The sequence below is a fragment of the Allobosea sp. UC22_33 genome (assembly GCF_042700715.1).
Taxonomy (GTDB): Bacteria; Pseudomonadota; Alphaproteobacteria; order Rhizobiales; family Beijerinckiaceae; genus Allobosea.
In genome coordinates this window covers 1,732,768-1,746,625 of the sequence record NZ_CP170556.1, presented here as the reverse complement: position 1 = coordinate 1,746,625, position 13,858 = coordinate 1,732,768, and the positions used below count along the sequence as shown (strand labels likewise).

The following is a 13,858-nucleotide window of genomic DNA, read 5'->3' as shown; positions in this document are numbered from 1 at the left end:
TTCATCGGAAAACACAAGCCGCCCATCCTTGGCGTCTAAACCTCAAGGATATCCTGACAGACGCGAGGATGTTCCGACATACGAAGGCCCGCGCGCATTGCGCGGGCCTTGCAAGGCAGCCCCTTCAACGCCTGTCAGCGATCGTAGCGCCAGTCGTAGGGCTGCTGATAGTAATAGCGGCGCGGATAGGCGTAGACTGGCGCCGGCGGCGCGTAATAGCCATCATCGTAGTAATAGCTGGGCGCCGCATAGGAGCGGTTCTGAGCGGCGACGGCAGCCGCACCGAGAATGCCGAGGCCGATCGCGCCGGCAACCGCCGCGCCGCGCGACGGGCCGCGCCAATGGCCGCGATAGCCGCCACGGTAGCGATACTGCGTGTATTCGGCCTGAGCCTTGTCGAGGCGCGCCGCATCGAAGCCGCGCGTTTCGGCCGCCATGGCCGGAACGGCGAAGCTGCCTGCGGCAATGCTGGCCACGGTCAACGCAACAGCGGCCTTTTTCTTCAGAGACATCATGACGGCATCTCCTTTCGCGAGATCACCCAATGTTGAAGCCAGCATGGGGCAGTGCGGTTGAATGGGACCTGAACCAATCTCGGCAGCATTGCGGCAGGGACATCGCCATCCGTCTCCCGCGCCCTTGCCGGCCACGAGAGGGCATGACAGGGACAGGTCTGTTCGACATCAAGAACCGCCATCCGCCCCCATTGTTCCCGACGGCCTGCCGCTACGGCATCCTGCCCCACCCTCTTTTCCGGCCCCTGCATGCTCGATAGCCTGATCGCCGTCTTTCTCGTCATCGCGACGGGCTGGTTTCTGAAGGCGCGGGGCTTCGTTTCGCCGACGCATTGGGTCGGCGTCGAACGCCTGACCTACCAGGTGCTGTTCCCGGCGGTGGTGATCCATACGCTGGCCATGGCCGACCTGCGCAGCATGCCGGTCCTCGGCATGGGCGCGAGCCTCGTCCTCGCGATCCTGACCGTCGCCGCCCTCCTCCTGCTCGCCCGTCCGCTGCTGGGCCGCGCCGGCATCGACGGACCGGCCTTCACCTCGATCTTCCAGGGCTCGGTGCGCTGGAACACCTTCGTCGGCCTCGCGCTCGCCGCCGGCCTGCAAGGGCGTACCGGCACGACGCTGATGGCGATCGCCGTCGCCGCGATGATCCCGCTTCTCAACGTCATGTGCGTGTTCGTGCTCGCCCGTTTCGCGAGCGGCAAGCCGATGAGCCTCGGCGCGACGATCCGCTCGATCCTCTACAACCCGTTCATCTGGTCCTCGGCGGTCGGCCTCGCGCTCAACCAGCTCCAGTGGATGCTGCCCAGCGCCTTCACCGGCTATCTCGACGTGCTCGGCCGCGCCTCGCTCGGCATCGGCCTGCTGGTGGTCGGTTCGGCGCTCGATCTCGACAAGCTCGCCCGGCCGCGGCTGGCCCATGCGGTGGCAGTCTGCCTGAAGCTCGCGGTCATGCCGGTGCTGGCCTGGCTCTATGCCGGCTGGTTCGGCGTGACCGGCCCCGCGCTTGCGATGACCGTGGTCGCCGCGGCCGTGCCGACCGCGACTGCCGCCTATTTCCTGGCGCGCGACCTGGGGGGCGATGCGCCCCTGATGGCCGAGATCACGACATTGCAGACGCTACTTGCCCTGGCGACGCTTCCGGCGGCAGTCTTTCTTCTGACCTAATATACTAACGCTTGAAATTAGTTCATACTTGCAATCTATAATTGCATATCCGTCGGGAATCGCAGCCCACGGACGAGTTGGTCCCCCACTATGGGAGGGAATCCATCCGCCATGAAGCATAAAGTATCCAAGCTCATCTCGCTCGAATCCGACCCGGACGATGGCAGCGACGATATTCCCAATCGAGCGATGTCGCCCCTGGAGGCGGCCTCCTTCATCGAGGGTATGACCGCAGAGCTGCGCATCATGGCCCGCAACACCAAGCTCAGCGCGCTCAGCTATTTTCTGGAGATGGCCCGGATCGAGGCTTCCGCCGAAATCGAACGATTGGCGTCGCCGAGCCGCGACCGCCACTGAGCGAAGGCGCTGCGTTTCAGGGGGCGAGGCGCGACAGGGTTCCGCCGGGATGGCGCCTGATTGCGCCCGTGAGTTCCAGCTCGAGCAGGACATGGCCGACCTCGCCGGCAGCGAGCCCGCTGGCACGGACGAGATCGTCGAGCGGGACCGGCGTCGGCCCAAGGAGGTCGAGCACGAGACGGCCGGGATCGGCCGCGCCGGCCGTTCGCAACGACGAGGCAGGCTGCAGCTCGAAGCCATCCTCGTGCCGGGCATAGCCGGGCGCCGGCATGATCTCGGGCAGGTCGAGCTCGTCCCACATCGCCTCGGGAGCTGGTTCGCCAACGGCTTCGCGCATGAGTCTGGGTCGCGGTGACAGGTCGAGCTCGCGCTGGCGCAAGGGCTGCAGAGCCTCGATGACATGCGCGGCCTCGGCGCAGAGCGTCGCACCTTCCCGGATGAGGTGATTGCCGCCCTCGGCGCGCGGGTCGAGCGGCGAGCCGGGCACGGCGAAGACCAGCCGGCCCTGCTCGTTGGCGAAGCGCGCGGTGATCAGCGAGCCCGAGCGGCGCGCCGCCTCGACCACGACGGTGCCGAGCGACAGGCCTGAGACCAGGCGGTTACGCCTTGGGAAGTCGCGGGCGCGGGCGACCCAACCGAGCGGCATCTCGCTGACGAGCGCGCCGCGCTCCAAAAGGCGACGGGCGAGCGGGATGTTCTGCGGCGGATAGATCTCGTCGAGCCCGCCGGCGAGCACGGCGACGGTGCCGGTCTCCAGGCTCGCTTCGTGAGCGGCCGTGTCGATGCCGCGCGCCAGGCCCGACACCACCGTGAAATCGGCCTCGCCGAGATCGCGCGCGAGCCGGGCGGTGAATTTCATCCCGGCGGCCGAGGCATTGCGCGAGCCGACGAGCGCGACGCCCGGCCTCTGCAAGGTCTCGACGCGCCCGATCACGGCCAGCAAGGGCGGCGCCGAATCGATCGCCTGCAGCGGAATGGGATAGCCGGCCTCGCCGAGCGCGATGAAACGGCCGCCGAGGCGCGACAAGCCCTCGAACTCGCGCTCCGCCTCATCCGCCGGGCAGATGCGGATGCGCCGGCCGGCCTGTCTGGCAAGGTCCGGCAGCTCATCCAGCGCCCCTGCCGCACCGCCGAAACGGTTCATCAGCGAGCGAAAGCTGCGCGGGCCGATGCTCTCGCTGCGGATCAGCCGCAACCAATCGAGACGCTGGCGATCGGAGAGGACGATCCCAGCCATATCCCTGTCAGCCCTTCTGGCCGATCTTGCCTTCGCGCCCGGCCAGCAACCGGGCGATGTTCTCCCGGTGCATGATCCAGAGCAGGACGGTGAGCCCGGCCATGACGAGCGCGGCCTTGGGCATTCCGACCCAGAACCAGAGCAGGAGCGGCGTCAGCACGCTCGCGACCAGCGCCGCGAGCGAGGAATAGCGGAACAGATAGGCCAGGCTCAGCCAGATTGCGGCGAAGACCAGCGCGATCGAGGCCTTCACGCCGATCAGCACGCCGATATAGGTCGCGACGCCCTTGCCGCCCTTGAAGCCCAGCCAGACCGGAAAGAGATGGCCGAGAAAGGCGCCGACACCCGCCGCCAGCGCCGCCTCCGGGCCGCCGAGGAAGCGCGCCCCGACGAGGACCGCGACCGTGCCTTTCAGCATGTCGCCGACGAGGGTCGCAGCCGCGAGCTTCTTGTTGCCGGTGCGCAGGACGTTGGTCGCGCCGATATTGCCCGAGCCGATGCTGCGCAGGTCCGGCCCGCCGGCGAGCTTGGTCAGGATGATGCCGAAGGGGATCGAGCCGAAGAGATAGCCGACGACGAGGGCAATCAGCGTGGCGGGGCCGGAAAGGCCCCAGTTCAACGTCTCAGCCATTCAACCCCTCGCCCGGTTCAGCGCAGCCACGATAGAACCCGCCGTCGCGAATAGAAAGTGCGCCGTCATCCCGGACAAGCGGCAAAGCCGCGCCGATCCGGGATCCATTCCGGAGCGTCCCCGGGAAAGGTTCAGGCATGGATCCCGGGTCTCCGCTTCGCTCCGCCCGGGATGACCCTCGGGGGCATATTAGAGAACTCAGCCCGGCTCGGCCTCGTAGACTACCCGGCCGCCGACGAAGGTTGTGGCGACGATGCCTTCCAGGCGCGCCTCGTCGAAGGGCGAGTTCTTGGCGCGCGACTTGAGCTTGCGCTTGTCGACGACGAAGGGCGCCTCGGGATCGAACAGCACGAGATCGGCCGGCGCGCCGACGGCAAGCCTGCCGGCGGACAAGCCGATCAGCGCGGCCGGCCGCGCCGAGAGCGCGGCGAGCAGTCGCGGCAGATCGATCTGCCCGGCCTGAACCATGCGCTGGGCGGCCGAGAGCATCGTCTCGATGCCGAGCGCGCCATCGGCACATTCGGAGAAGGGCTGGCGCTTGGTCTCGACGTCCTGCGGATCGTGATCGGAGACGACGACGTCGATCACGCCCTCGGCCAGGGCCGCGACCATGGCGAGGCGGTCATCCTCATGGCGCAAAGGCGGCGTGACCTTGCAGAAGGTGCGGTACTCGCCGACGTCGTTCTCGTTGAGGGTCAGGTTGTTAATCGAGACGCCGCAGGTGACGCGCACGCCGTCCTGCTTGGCGCGGCGCACGATCTCGACCGATTCGGCGCAGGAGATCATCGCGGCATGATACCGGGCGCCGGTTGCGCGGGCGAGGCGGATGTCGCGCTCCAGCATCACCGTCTCGGCCTCGATCGGAATGCCCGGCAGGCCCTTGCGGCTGGCGAATTCGCCGTCGTTCATCACGCCGGAGCCGCGCAGGTCTGGGTCCTCGACATGGTTCATGATGAGGGCGTCGAAATTGCGGGCATAGATCATGGCGCGGCGCATGACCTGCGGATTGCGCAGGCCCTTGGCGCCATCGCAGAAGGAGACCGCGCCTGCTTCCAGCAGCAGGCCGAACTCCGTGATCTCCTTGCCCTCCAATCCCTTGGTCAGGGCGGCGCAGGAGAGGACGTTGACGACGGCCTTGTCGCGGGCGCGGCGCTTGACGAAATCGATGATCGCGGGGTCGTCGATCACCGGGTTGGTGTCCGGGCGGCAGACCACCGTGGTCACGCCGCCAGCAGCGGCCGCCTGCGAACCGGTGCCGAGCGTCTCGCGGAATTCGGCGCCGGGCTCGCCGAGGAAGGCGCGGAGATCGACGAGGCCCGGAGTCAGCACCTGGCCCTTGGCATCGATGCGGCGCACGCCCTCGCCCGTGGCAGGCGCGCCCTGCCATTCGACCGAGGCGATCGCGCCGTTGCGGATCAGGATAGAGCCTGTGCCCTCGCGCCCGGTGGCCGAGTCGATCAGGCGCGCGTTGACGATTGCCAAGTCTCTCGACGTCATGTCCTGCGTGTCAGCCATGTTCGGTCTCTTTACGCTCAGACATTCGGCAGGTGCTGGGCGAGCGCGTCGAGCACCGCCATGCGGACGGCGACGCCCATCTCGACCTGCTCGCGGATCAGCGACTGGGCGCCGTCGGCGACGGCCGACGAAATCTCGACGCCGCGATTCATCGGGCCCGGATGCATCACCAGCGCGTCAGCTTGAGCGCGCGCCAGCTTCTCCTGGTCGAGCCCGTAATAGCGGAAATACTCCTTCGCCGACGGCACGAAGGCGCCGTTCATGCGCTCGAGCTGGAGGCGCAGCATCATGACGATGTCGGCGCCCTCCAAACCCTTGTTCATGTCGGTGAAGATCTCGACGCCCATGCGCTCGATGCCGGGCGGCAGCAGCGTCGTCGGCGCGATCAGCCGGACTTTCGCGCCCAACGCGTTCAGCAGGATGATGTTGGAGCGGGCGACGCGCGAATGCAGGATGTCGCCACAGATCGCCACCGTCAGGCCCTGGATGCGGCCCTTGTTGCGGCGGATCGTCAGCGCGTCGAGCAGGGCTTGTGTGGGATGCTCATGGGCGCCGTCGCCGGCATTGATCACCGAGCAGCCGACCTTGCGGGCGAGCAGGTTGACCGCGCCCGCCGCATGGTGGCGCACGACGATGATGTCGGGACGCATCGCGCTCAGCGTCGCAGCGGTGTCGATCAGGGTCTCGCCCTTCTTTACGGAAGAGAAGGCGACGGACATGTTCATCACGTCGGCGCCGAGGCGCTTTCCGGCGAGCTCGAAGGAGGCCTGCGTCCGCGTCGAGGGCTCGAAGAACAGGTTGATCTGGGTGCGGCCGCGCAGGGCGGTCGTCTTCTTCTCGACCTGCCGGGAGAGGGAGACATAGTCCTCCGCCCTGTCCAATAGCGCTTCGATGTCCAGATGGGACAACCCCTCGATCCCGAGGAGATGGCGGTGCGGATAGAGCGGTGCTGGCGATGTCATTTGAAGCAGGCTGTTTAGGCGCGAGTCGTTGATGGCGCAAGCCGCTCCGAACCGGGAGGGCACATGTCCTGTGGGTCGTGGAGCTTTCGACGGAACGGCGCTACCAATCGGGTTTTCCGCTGTGCGTGAGGATATCGCCTTGTCCAGCCCGACCGATGCCTTCGTCCCCGCCCCCGATGGCGCCCTCTGGCAGACGATCCCGCCCGCCAAGGCCGGCTTCGACCCGGACAGGCTGAAGGAAGCGGTCGATTTCGCCCGCGCGCAGGAAAGCCCCTGGCCGCGCAGCCTCTACTATCCGGACGGCAGCTATGTCGGAAATCGCGAGTGGAACGAGAGCGGGCCCTGGACGGAGATCGTCGGCCCCGTGCGCGAGCGCGGCGGCCCGGCCGGCCTCATCCTGAAAGGCGGTCGCATCGTCGCCGAATGGGGCGACACCGCCCGCACCGACATGACCTTCTCGATCGCCAAGAGCTATCTCGCCGTGCTCGCCGGCATCGCCTTCGACGATGGGCTGATCAAGGATGTGGACGAGGCGGTCGGCGCGACGGTCTCCGGCCCGGTCTTCTCCGGGGCGCATAACGGCCAGATCACCTGGCGGCACCTGCTGCAGCAGTCGAGCGAATGGCAGGGCGAGATCTTCGGCAAATCCGACCAGGTCGACCATAACCGCCAGATCGGCCCCGGCGCCGACAACAGCCGCAAGGGCCAGCGCCGCGAGCTCAAGACGCCCGGCAGCTTCTACGAATATAACGACGTGCGGGTGAACGTGCTGAGCTACGCCCTGCTCGAACGCTTCCGCCGGCCGTTGCCGGAGGTGCTGCGCGAGCGGATCATGGACCCGATCGGCGCCTCGCCGGATTGGCGCTGGGAGGGCTACAGCACCTCGTTCACGGATATCGACGGGCGCTCGATCCAGTCGGTGCCGGGCGGCGGCCATTGGGGCGGCGGGCTGTTCATCGGCGCGCGCGACCATGCCCGCTTCGGCCTGCTGATCGGCCGGCAGGGCGACTGGGGCGGCCGGCAGATTCTGTCGCGGGAATGGGTGAAGCGCATGCTGACGCCCTCTCCCACCCTGACGAATTACGGCTATCTCTGGTGGCTGGCGGCGCGGCCCGGCGTGCCGGCCGCGTCCTTCTCGGCGCTCGGCGCCGGCAGCAACGTGATCTGGGTCGATCCGGCGCAGGATGTCGTCGCGGTGCTGCGCTGGATCAACGGCGCCCAGACCGACGCCTTCATCGACCGGCTGGTGGCGGCGCGGGGCTGACGCCCCAGCCTTGCAAAGCCTGCGACCGCCCCCATGTCTCACCGCTGCATCAGCGGGCCGGCGATCGTCGTCACCACCCATTCGGGGTTTGACACAGGCAGCGCGCTGAACCACTTTCGCGCGCAAATCCGAACCGCAGCGGTCTTGCGGGTCGCGGGACCGTCCTTCAGGGCCGGCTCCGCGCTCTGATCAAGGCTGTCATCGAGACACGAAAATCATGAAGCTCCTCGTCGTCGAGTCGCCGGCCAAGGCCAAGACGATCAACAAATACCTGGGCTCCGACTACGAGGTCATCGCCTCGTTCGGGCATATCCGCGACCTGCCGGCCAAGGACGGCTCGGTCGAGCCCGACAACGACTTCGCGATGAAGTGGGAGATCGAGGGCCGCGGCGCCAAGCAGGTCGCCGAGATCGCGCGCGCCGTGAAGGGCGCCGAGAAGCTGATCCTCGCAACCGACCCGGATCGCGAGGGCGAAGCGATCTCCTGGCATGTGCTGGAGGCGCTGAACCAGAAGAAGGTGCTGAAGGGCATCCCGGTCGAGCGCGTCACCTTCAACGCCGTCACCAAGGACGCCGTGCAGAAGGCGCTGGCCAACCCGCGTGCGATCGACCAGGCACTGGTCGATGCCTATCTGGCGCGCCGGGCGCTCGATTATCTCGTCGGCTTCACGCTCTCGCCGGTGCTGTGGCGCAAGCTGCCGGGCGCCCGCTCGGCCGGCCGCGTGCAGTCCGTTGCTTTGCGAACTCGTCTGCGACCGCGAGCGCGAGATCGAGGCCTTCCGAGCCCGTGAGTACTGGTCGCTGGTCGCGACGCTCGCGACCGCCTCCGGCCAGACCTTCGAGGCCCGCCTCGTCGGCGCCGACGGCAAGAAGATCACAAGGCTCGATATCGGCAACGAGGAGGAGGCCAAGGCCTTCAAGGCTGCGCTGGAAACCGCGCTCTTCACCGTCAGTGAGGTCGAGGCCAAGCCGGTCAAGCGCCACCCGCAGCCGCCCTTCCAGACCTCGACGCTGCAGCAGGAGGCCTCGCGCAAGCTCGGCCTCGCCCCGGCGCGGACGATGCAGCTCGCCCAGCGGCTCTATGAAGGTGTCGATATCGGCGGCGAGACCGTCGGCCTGATCACCTATATGCGTACCGACGGCGTCGACATGGACGGCTCGGCGATCACGGCGGCGCGCAACGTCATCGGCAAGGAATTCGGCGCGAAATACGTGCCGAATTCCCCGCGCAAATACATGGTCAAGGCCAAGAACGCGCAGGAGGCCCACGAGGCCATCCGCCCGACCGATCTCGCAAGGCTGCCGGCCATGGTCGCGCGCCAGCTCGAACCCGAGCAGGCCAAGCTCTACGAGCTGATCTGGAAGCGCACCATCGCGAGCCAGATGGAATCGGCCGAGATGGAACGCACCACGGTCGATATCGCGGCCAAGGTCGGCACCCGCAACCTCGACCTGCGCGCCTCCGGACAGGTCGTGCTCTTCGACGGCTTCCTGACGCTCTACCAGGAAAGCCGCGACGACGAGGAGGACGAGGACAGCAAGAAGCTGCCGGCGATGAAGGCTGCCGACAAGCTGGAGAAGCGCACTATTGCCGCCGACCAGCATTTCACCGAGCCGCCGCCGCGCTTCTCGGAAGCGAGCCTGGTCAAGCGCATGGAAGAGCTCGGCATCGGCCGGCCCTCGACCTATGCCGCGACGCTCTCGACGCTGCGCGACCGCGAATATGTCCGCATCGACAAGAAGCGCCTCGTGCCCGAGGACAAGGGCATGCTGGTCACGTCGTTCCTGGAGAGCTTCTTCAAGCGCTATGTCGAGTTCGATTTCACGGCGAATCTGGAAGAGAAACTCGACCGCGTCTCCAATGCCGAGATCGACTGGAAGGCGCTGCTGCGTGAATTCTGGGAGGAATTCCAGGCCTCGATCGGCGAGACCAAGGACCTGCGCGTCGGTGACGTGCTCGAGGCGCTGAACGGCATCCTCGGCGAGTATATCTTCCCGCAGAAGGCCGATGGTTCCGATCCGCGGGTCTGCCCGACCTGCGGCAACGGCCAGCTTTCGCTGAAGCTCGGCAAGTTCGGCGCCTTCGTCGGCTGCTCGAACTATCCGGAATGCCGCTATACGCGCCCCCTCTCCGTCCCCGCCGCGGATGGCGAGGCTAGCGCCGAGGGCGGCCAGGGCGCGCCGGGCGTGCGCATCCTCGGCACCGATCCCGTGACCAATCTCGAAGTCACGCTGCGCGACGGCCGCTTCGGCCCCTATATCCAGCTCGGCGAGGGCGAGAAGCCCAAGCGCTCCAGCCTGCCCAAGGGCATGAGCCCGTCGAGCGTCACGCTGGATAAGGCGCTCGCCCTGCTCTCGCTGCCGCGCGAGGTCGCCCGGCATCCCGAGAGCGGCGAGCCGATCCTCGTCGGCATCGGGCGCTTCGGGCCTTACGTCCAGCACGGCAAGGTCTACGCCAATATCGACAAGGACGACGACGTGCTCGAGCTCGGCGCCAACCGCGCCATCGACCTGATCGTCGCCAAGGAGAGCGGCGGCGGGCGCGGCGGCCGGGCGGCGACGCCGGGCCGGGCGCTCGGCGACCATCCCGCCGGCGGCGCCCTGGAGGTCAGAGCCGGCAAATACGGCCCCTATGTCGCCTGGGGCAAGATCTTCGCGACCCTGCCCAAGACGATGACGGCCGAGAGCATCACGCTGGAACAGGCGATCGAGCTGGCGAACGCCAAGGCCGAGGCGAAGGGCGGCAAGGGCAAGCCGAAAGCCGCGGCTGGTGCAGCCAAGGCCAAGGCGCCTGCGAAGAAGCCTGCCGCGAAGAAGGCCCCTGCCAAGAAAAGCTGATGAGGCCGAGCCGGCTCCGAAGAAGGCGCCGAAGGCCGCGCGCGGCTGACTGCGGCGCGGCTTCGCGGAGCGGCCTGAATGCGGCTTGCGATCTGGCTTCTGATCGGGGGCGGGGCTGTTCTCTGCCTCGTCGCATTCGCGGGCTGGGTCGGGCTCAACCTCTTCGCCTGCGGCCTGGCTTCCGGCGGTTGCAGCCTCTCCCGCTTCCGCTTTCGCTGGGAGGATACCGAAGCCCTTATGGTCTTCGTCCCGCCCTTCGTGCTGGGCTGCGTTCTGGCTGCGACGGGGATCGCGCTGCGGATCGCTAACCGTCAGAGGCAGTCATAAGGCTTGCTACAGCATTCGTTCTTGATCTGAGCCCTTGCCATTCCGGGGCGCGCCGCAGGCGTGAACCCGGAACCCACGACAGTGTGAGACGCAAAGTGTTCGGTTGCGAATGGCTCGCCCGGTCGTGGGTTCCGGGTTCTTCGCTACGCGAAGCCCCGGAATGACAAGGCGGCACTCGCCGAAACGCGATCAGGTGCCGAAGGGTCTCGCCTCGTGGCCTCCGATCAGAGGCTCGCGACCACCCTGATCCGCCTGACCTCGCCGCGCAGGAAAGCCTGCAGGAAACGGTCATAGTCCTTGAACGAGATGCAGCCATTCGAGTCGCCGCGCGGCCCGAGCAGGTAAGTGTGGGCGAGCAGCCCGGCGCGGCCATGGATCGCGCCGCTGCCGCCGACCGGGTTCAGGCGGATTGCGCGCACGCCATGAAACAGCGCCTCGCGCTCGGTCAGCGTATAGGTGTGCGGCGGGGTCACGCCCTTCATCCGGACATGGGCGTAGCGGACATCGTCCATCATCTCGCCGAAGCCGGAATGAGCCTCCAGGCGCTCGCCATTCGGCATGTAGACCATCTTGGCGGCGATATCGTAGATCGCCGTGCCGGCCTCGGCGGTGCGCGGCGGCGTGCCGATCGAGGGGCTGAGGCGGGTGATGCGGCCGCGGTCGACGATGTCGTCCTGCGGCGCGGCATAGGCAAGCGCGGGACCAGTCGGCTCGGCCTGCTTCTGCACGCCGAAGAGCTTCTCGAAGAAATTGCGGTTGTCCTCGGGCGTCGGCGCGACCGCCGCCGTGCGGTTGCGGCGCGACGTGCCCGGCTGGGCGACGCGCGGCTGAGCCTGCGGCTGAAGCTGCTGGGGCTCGGCCTTTGGCAGCAGGTCGAGCGGGCGCGGCACCGGTATGGGCGCCGCCCTCTCCGCCAGCGTGACCGGAGGCTGCGGCGGCAGCGGCAAGGCGGGCTCGGCGGGAGCGATAGCGGCGAGGGAGGACGGTGACGGAGCCGTGGGCTGGAAGGCGGAACGAGCGGGAGCGCCCTGAACGAAGGAAGCGCCCTTGCCGCCCGACAGAGCGGGGTCAAGCAGGCCGCTATAGGCCGGCGCCTGCTGCTGCGCGACGCGGGAGGCCGCGGCCTTTCGGGCGGTTGCGGAGGGGGCGCTGGTCGTATCGGTGCCGGGCGCGCCCTGCCCCAGCATCCAGAAGCCGGACATGGCGCCACCGCTCAGGGCGATGGCAAGGAAAAGCCCCTTCAGCAGGGGCCGGCGGCGACGGCGAGGCCGCACATAAGGCGCGCCACCTTCCCGGACATAGGTCGCATAGGTCATCCGCCGCACTCTCGATACACTTACGCCACGCCCGGCGGCCGCAGGCACAGCTTCGCGGCCCGCGCCTCTACCAAGGGAGGCGCGATACACGTCGCGAGGTGACAGAGCATGCCGGGAGAACCCAAACGTCGTTCCGTATCGATAAGGCGCTGCCTTGGTTAATCGCCGGTGAACCGCATCGATAAATTTTCGCGTTTCGCGCGCGGCGGAAGGTGGCTTCGGCGCGGGCCTCCCTGACCATCAAAAGGCGGCGCGATCGAGTCCGCGGGATGGAGGAAGAAAGACGAGGATTTTTCGTAGCCTGCCCCGATTGGCCCATCTTTTCCGGCAAGGCTGCAATCCCAGCCCATTTTTCCCCAAACCGGCCTTCGAATCGGATATGTCGCAAGCATCGCAACCGCAGGAGTTGCAGCCGCCGGAATCGCGGGATTCCGATGCGCCTGCGTCGGAGGCCGGGACCGCCGTGAGCCAGCCAGCCGAGCCGAGAACAAGCTCCGTCGCAGCGCTCGGCGCGATCGTCAGCGGCGCGCTGATCCTGCAGATCGCCTCGACCATCGTGAACACGGTCGTGCCACTGAAGATGGCGCTGGAGCAGAAGGCGCCGCTGCTGATCGGCCTCGTCGGCTCGGCCTATTCCGTCGGCTTCCTCGCCGGCTGCTTCGTGGTCCCAACCTTCATCCGCCGCGTCGGGCATATCCGCGCCTTCGGCGTCTTCGCGGCGCTGCAAGCGGTCTTCACCATCAGCTTCGCGCTGACGCCGCTCGATATCTGGGGCATCTCGCGGCTGGGGATGGGCTTCGCCGGCGCCGGCCATGCGATCTGCATCGAGAGCTGGATCAGCGGCCAGGCCAAGGCCGGCCAGCGCGGACGCCTGTTCGGCTTCTACCAGATCCTCAACCGCCTCGCGCTGATCGGCTCGCAGATCGGCGTCGGCTATGTCTCGCTGCAGTCTCACGACATCTTCCTGCTGGCGAGCGCGACCTTCTCGATCGCGCTGATCCCGGTCGGCATGACCCGCGCCAAGGGGCCTGAATCGGGCGAGGTCGTCTCGGTGCGGCTCAACACGATGTGGCAATACGCGCCGGCCTCGGTGATCGGCTGCCTCTATGTCGGGCTGATGGGCGGCGCGCTGACCAATATCGCACCGGCCTATGGCATCCTGATCGGGCTCGATCAGGCCTGGGCGATCCTGCTGACGGCGGGCATCCAGATCGGCGCGCTCGTGCTGCAATGGCCGCTCGGGCTGCTGGCGGACCGCGTGGACAGCCGCAAGATCATGCTGAGCGCCACCGTCTCCGTCGTGCTCTGCTCGCTGGCGCTCGGAGCGGTGCTCTGGTTCTCCGTTCCCCATACGCGCTTCTGGCTGTTCGGGCTCTTCGCCCTGATCGGCGCCGGCGCGATGCCGATCTACACCGTGGCCGTGGCCCATGCCTATTTCCGGCTCGGCCGCGAACGCGCGCTCGGCCTCTCCGCGCAATTGCTCTTCCTCTGGGCGGTGGGCTCGGCGATCGGCCCCCTGGTCGCCGCCGCCTTTATGCAGGCGGTGGGGCCGAACGGGCTCCTGGCCTATCTCGGCGTGCTTTCGGCGGCGGCCGCGGCTTATCTCGCCTTCCGCCTGCGGCGCAATCCGCCCTCGGCCAATCCGTTCGGCGAGCGCAAGCCGATGGCGCCGACCATCCCCGACGTCTCGCCTTCGGGACGCCGGAGCGAGGCCGAAGGCAAGTAGGCCCTCG

At 67.6% G+C, this 13,858-nt stretch carries 11 protein-coding genes and 1 pseudogene; 6 read left to right on the top strand and 6 right to left on the bottom strand.

The features are described from left to right. Window positions 1-134: 134 nt before the first annotated feature. On the bottom strand, window positions 135-515 hold the full coding sequence (locus ACFJGT_RS08265; RefSeq protein WP_377847742.1) for a hypothetical protein: 381 nt from the start codon (window positions 513-515) through the stop codon (window positions 135-137). Window positions 516-764: 249 nt separating this feature from the next. Here ACFJGT_RS08265 and ACFJGT_RS08260 point away from each other — a divergent pair, with 249 nt between their 5' ends. Next, window positions 765-1,679, top strand: a complete 915-nt coding sequence (locus tag ACFJGT_RS08260; RefSeq protein ID WP_377847740.1) for an AEC family transporter — start codon at window positions 765-767, stop codon at window positions 1,677-1,679. A gap of 111 nt (window positions 1,680-1,790) precedes the next feature. Further along, window positions 1,791-2,036, top strand: coding sequence for a hypothetical protein (locus tag ACFJGT_RS08255; RefSeq protein WP_377847738.1), 246 nt, complete (start codon window positions 1,791-1,793; stop codon window positions 2,034-2,036). A 16-nt stretch (window positions 2,037-2,052) separates the two neighbouring features. Here the strand turns inward: ACFJGT_RS08255 and dprA are convergent, their stop codons facing one another. From dprA to ACFJGT_RS08235, 4 genes are all read right to left on the bottom strand, one after another. After that, on the bottom strand, window positions 2,053-3,264 hold the full coding sequence (gene dprA, locus ACFJGT_RS08250; protein ID WP_377848947.1) for a DNA-processing protein DprA: 1,212 nt from the start codon (window positions 3,262-3,264) through the stop codon (window positions 2,053-2,055). A 16-nt stretch (window positions 3,265-3,280) separates the two neighbouring features. Further along, window positions 3,281-3,904, bottom strand: a complete 624-nt coding sequence (plsY, locus tag ACFJGT_RS08245) for a glycerol-3-phosphate 1-O-acyltransferase PlsY (protein ID WP_377847736.1) — start codon at window positions 3,902-3,904, stop codon at window positions 3,281-3,283. 198 nt (window positions 3,905-4,102) lie between these two features. Further along, complete coding sequence (gene pyrC, locus ACFJGT_RS08240) at window positions 4,103-5,419, bottom strand: dihydroorotase (RefSeq protein ID WP_377847733.1); 1,317 nt, start codon at window positions 5,417-5,419, stop codon at window positions 4,103-4,105. Window positions 5,420-5,436: 17 nt separating this feature from the next. Further along, window positions 5,437-6,381 (bottom strand): aspartate carbamoyltransferase catalytic subunit, encoded by a 945-nt coding sequence (locus ACFJGT_RS08235; protein ID WP_265059009.1) that lies wholly within the window; start codon window positions 6,379-6,381, stop codon window positions 5,437-5,439. 139 nt (window positions 6,382-6,520) lie between these two features. On the opposite strand from ACFJGT_RS08235, the gene ACFJGT_RS08230 reads away from it, so the two are divergent. The 3 genes and pseudogenes from ACFJGT_RS08230 to ACFJGT_RS08220 all read left to right on the top strand — a co-directional run bounded on the left by ACFJGT_RS08230 (window position 6,521) and on the right by ACFJGT_RS08220 (window position 10,809). Continuing rightward, window positions 6,521-7,645, top strand: coding sequence for a serine hydrolase domain-containing protein (locus tag ACFJGT_RS08230; RefSeq protein ID WP_377847731.1), 1,125 nt, complete (start codon window positions 6,521-6,523; stop codon window positions 7,643-7,645). Window positions 7,646-7,862: 217 nt separating this feature from the next. After that, window positions 7,863-10,482 (top strand): annotated as a pseudogene (gene topA, locus ACFJGT_RS08225) (type I DNA topoisomerase). A 78-nt stretch (window positions 10,483-10,560) separates the two neighbouring features. Further along, the gene (locus ACFJGT_RS08220) at window positions 10,561-10,809 is read left to right on the top strand and encodes a hypothetical protein (RefSeq protein WP_377847729.1); all 249 of its coding nucleotides are present in this window, start codon (window positions 10,561-10,563) and stop codon (window positions 10,807-10,809) included. A gap of 224 nt (window positions 10,810-11,033) precedes the next feature. On the opposite strand, the gene ACFJGT_RS08215 is transcribed toward ACFJGT_RS08220, so the two are convergent. Then, entirely contained in the window at window positions 11,034-12,125 is a 1,092-nt protein-coding gene (locus ACFJGT_RS08215; RefSeq protein ID WP_377847727.1) for a tlde1 domain-containing protein, read from the bottom strand. A gap of 463 nt (window positions 12,126-12,588) precedes the next feature. On the opposite strand from ACFJGT_RS08215, the gene ACFJGT_RS08210 reads away from it, so the two are divergent. Next, window positions 12,589-13,851, top strand: a complete 1,263-nt coding sequence (locus tag ACFJGT_RS08210) for an MFS transporter (protein ID WP_377847724.1) — start codon at window positions 12,589-12,591, stop codon at window positions 13,849-13,851. Window positions 13,852-13,858 lie beyond the last annotated feature (7 nt).

What these genes read in the sequence shown, in the direction of transcription:
- ACFJGT_RS08265 (WP_377847742.1), bottom strand. Translation starts at nt 515, where the DNA reads ATGATGTCTCTGAAGAAAAAGGCCGCTGTTGCGTTGACCGTGGCCAGC.
- ACFJGT_RS08260 (WP_377847740.1), top strand. Translation starts at nt 765, where the DNA reads ATGCTCGATAGCCTGATCGCCGTCTTTCTCGTCATCGCGACGGGCTGG.
- ACFJGT_RS08255 (WP_377847738.1), top strand. Translation starts at nt 1,791, where the DNA reads ATGAAGCATAAAGTATCCAAGCTCATCTCGCTCGAATCCGACCCGGAC.
- plsY (WP_377847736.1), bottom strand. Translation starts at nt 3,904, where the DNA reads ATGGCTGAGACGTTGAACTGGGGCCTTTCCGGCCCCGCCACGCTGATT.
- pyrC (WP_377847733.1), bottom strand. Translation starts at nt 5,419, where the DNA reads ATGGCTGACACGCAGGACATGACGTCGAGAGACTTGGCAATCGTCAAC.
- ACFJGT_RS08235 (WP_265059009.1), bottom strand. Translation starts at nt 6,381, where the DNA reads ATGACATCGCCAGCACCGCTCTATCCGCACCGCCATCTCCTCGGGATC.
- ACFJGT_RS08220 (WP_377847729.1), top strand. Translation starts at nt 10,561, where the DNA reads ATGCGGCTTGCGATCTGGCTTCTGATCGGGGGCGGGGCTGTTCTCTGC.
- ACFJGT_RS08215 (WP_377847727.1), bottom strand. Translation starts at nt 12,125, where the DNA reads ATGACCTATGCGACCTATGTCCGGGAAGGTGGCGCGCCTTATGTGCGG.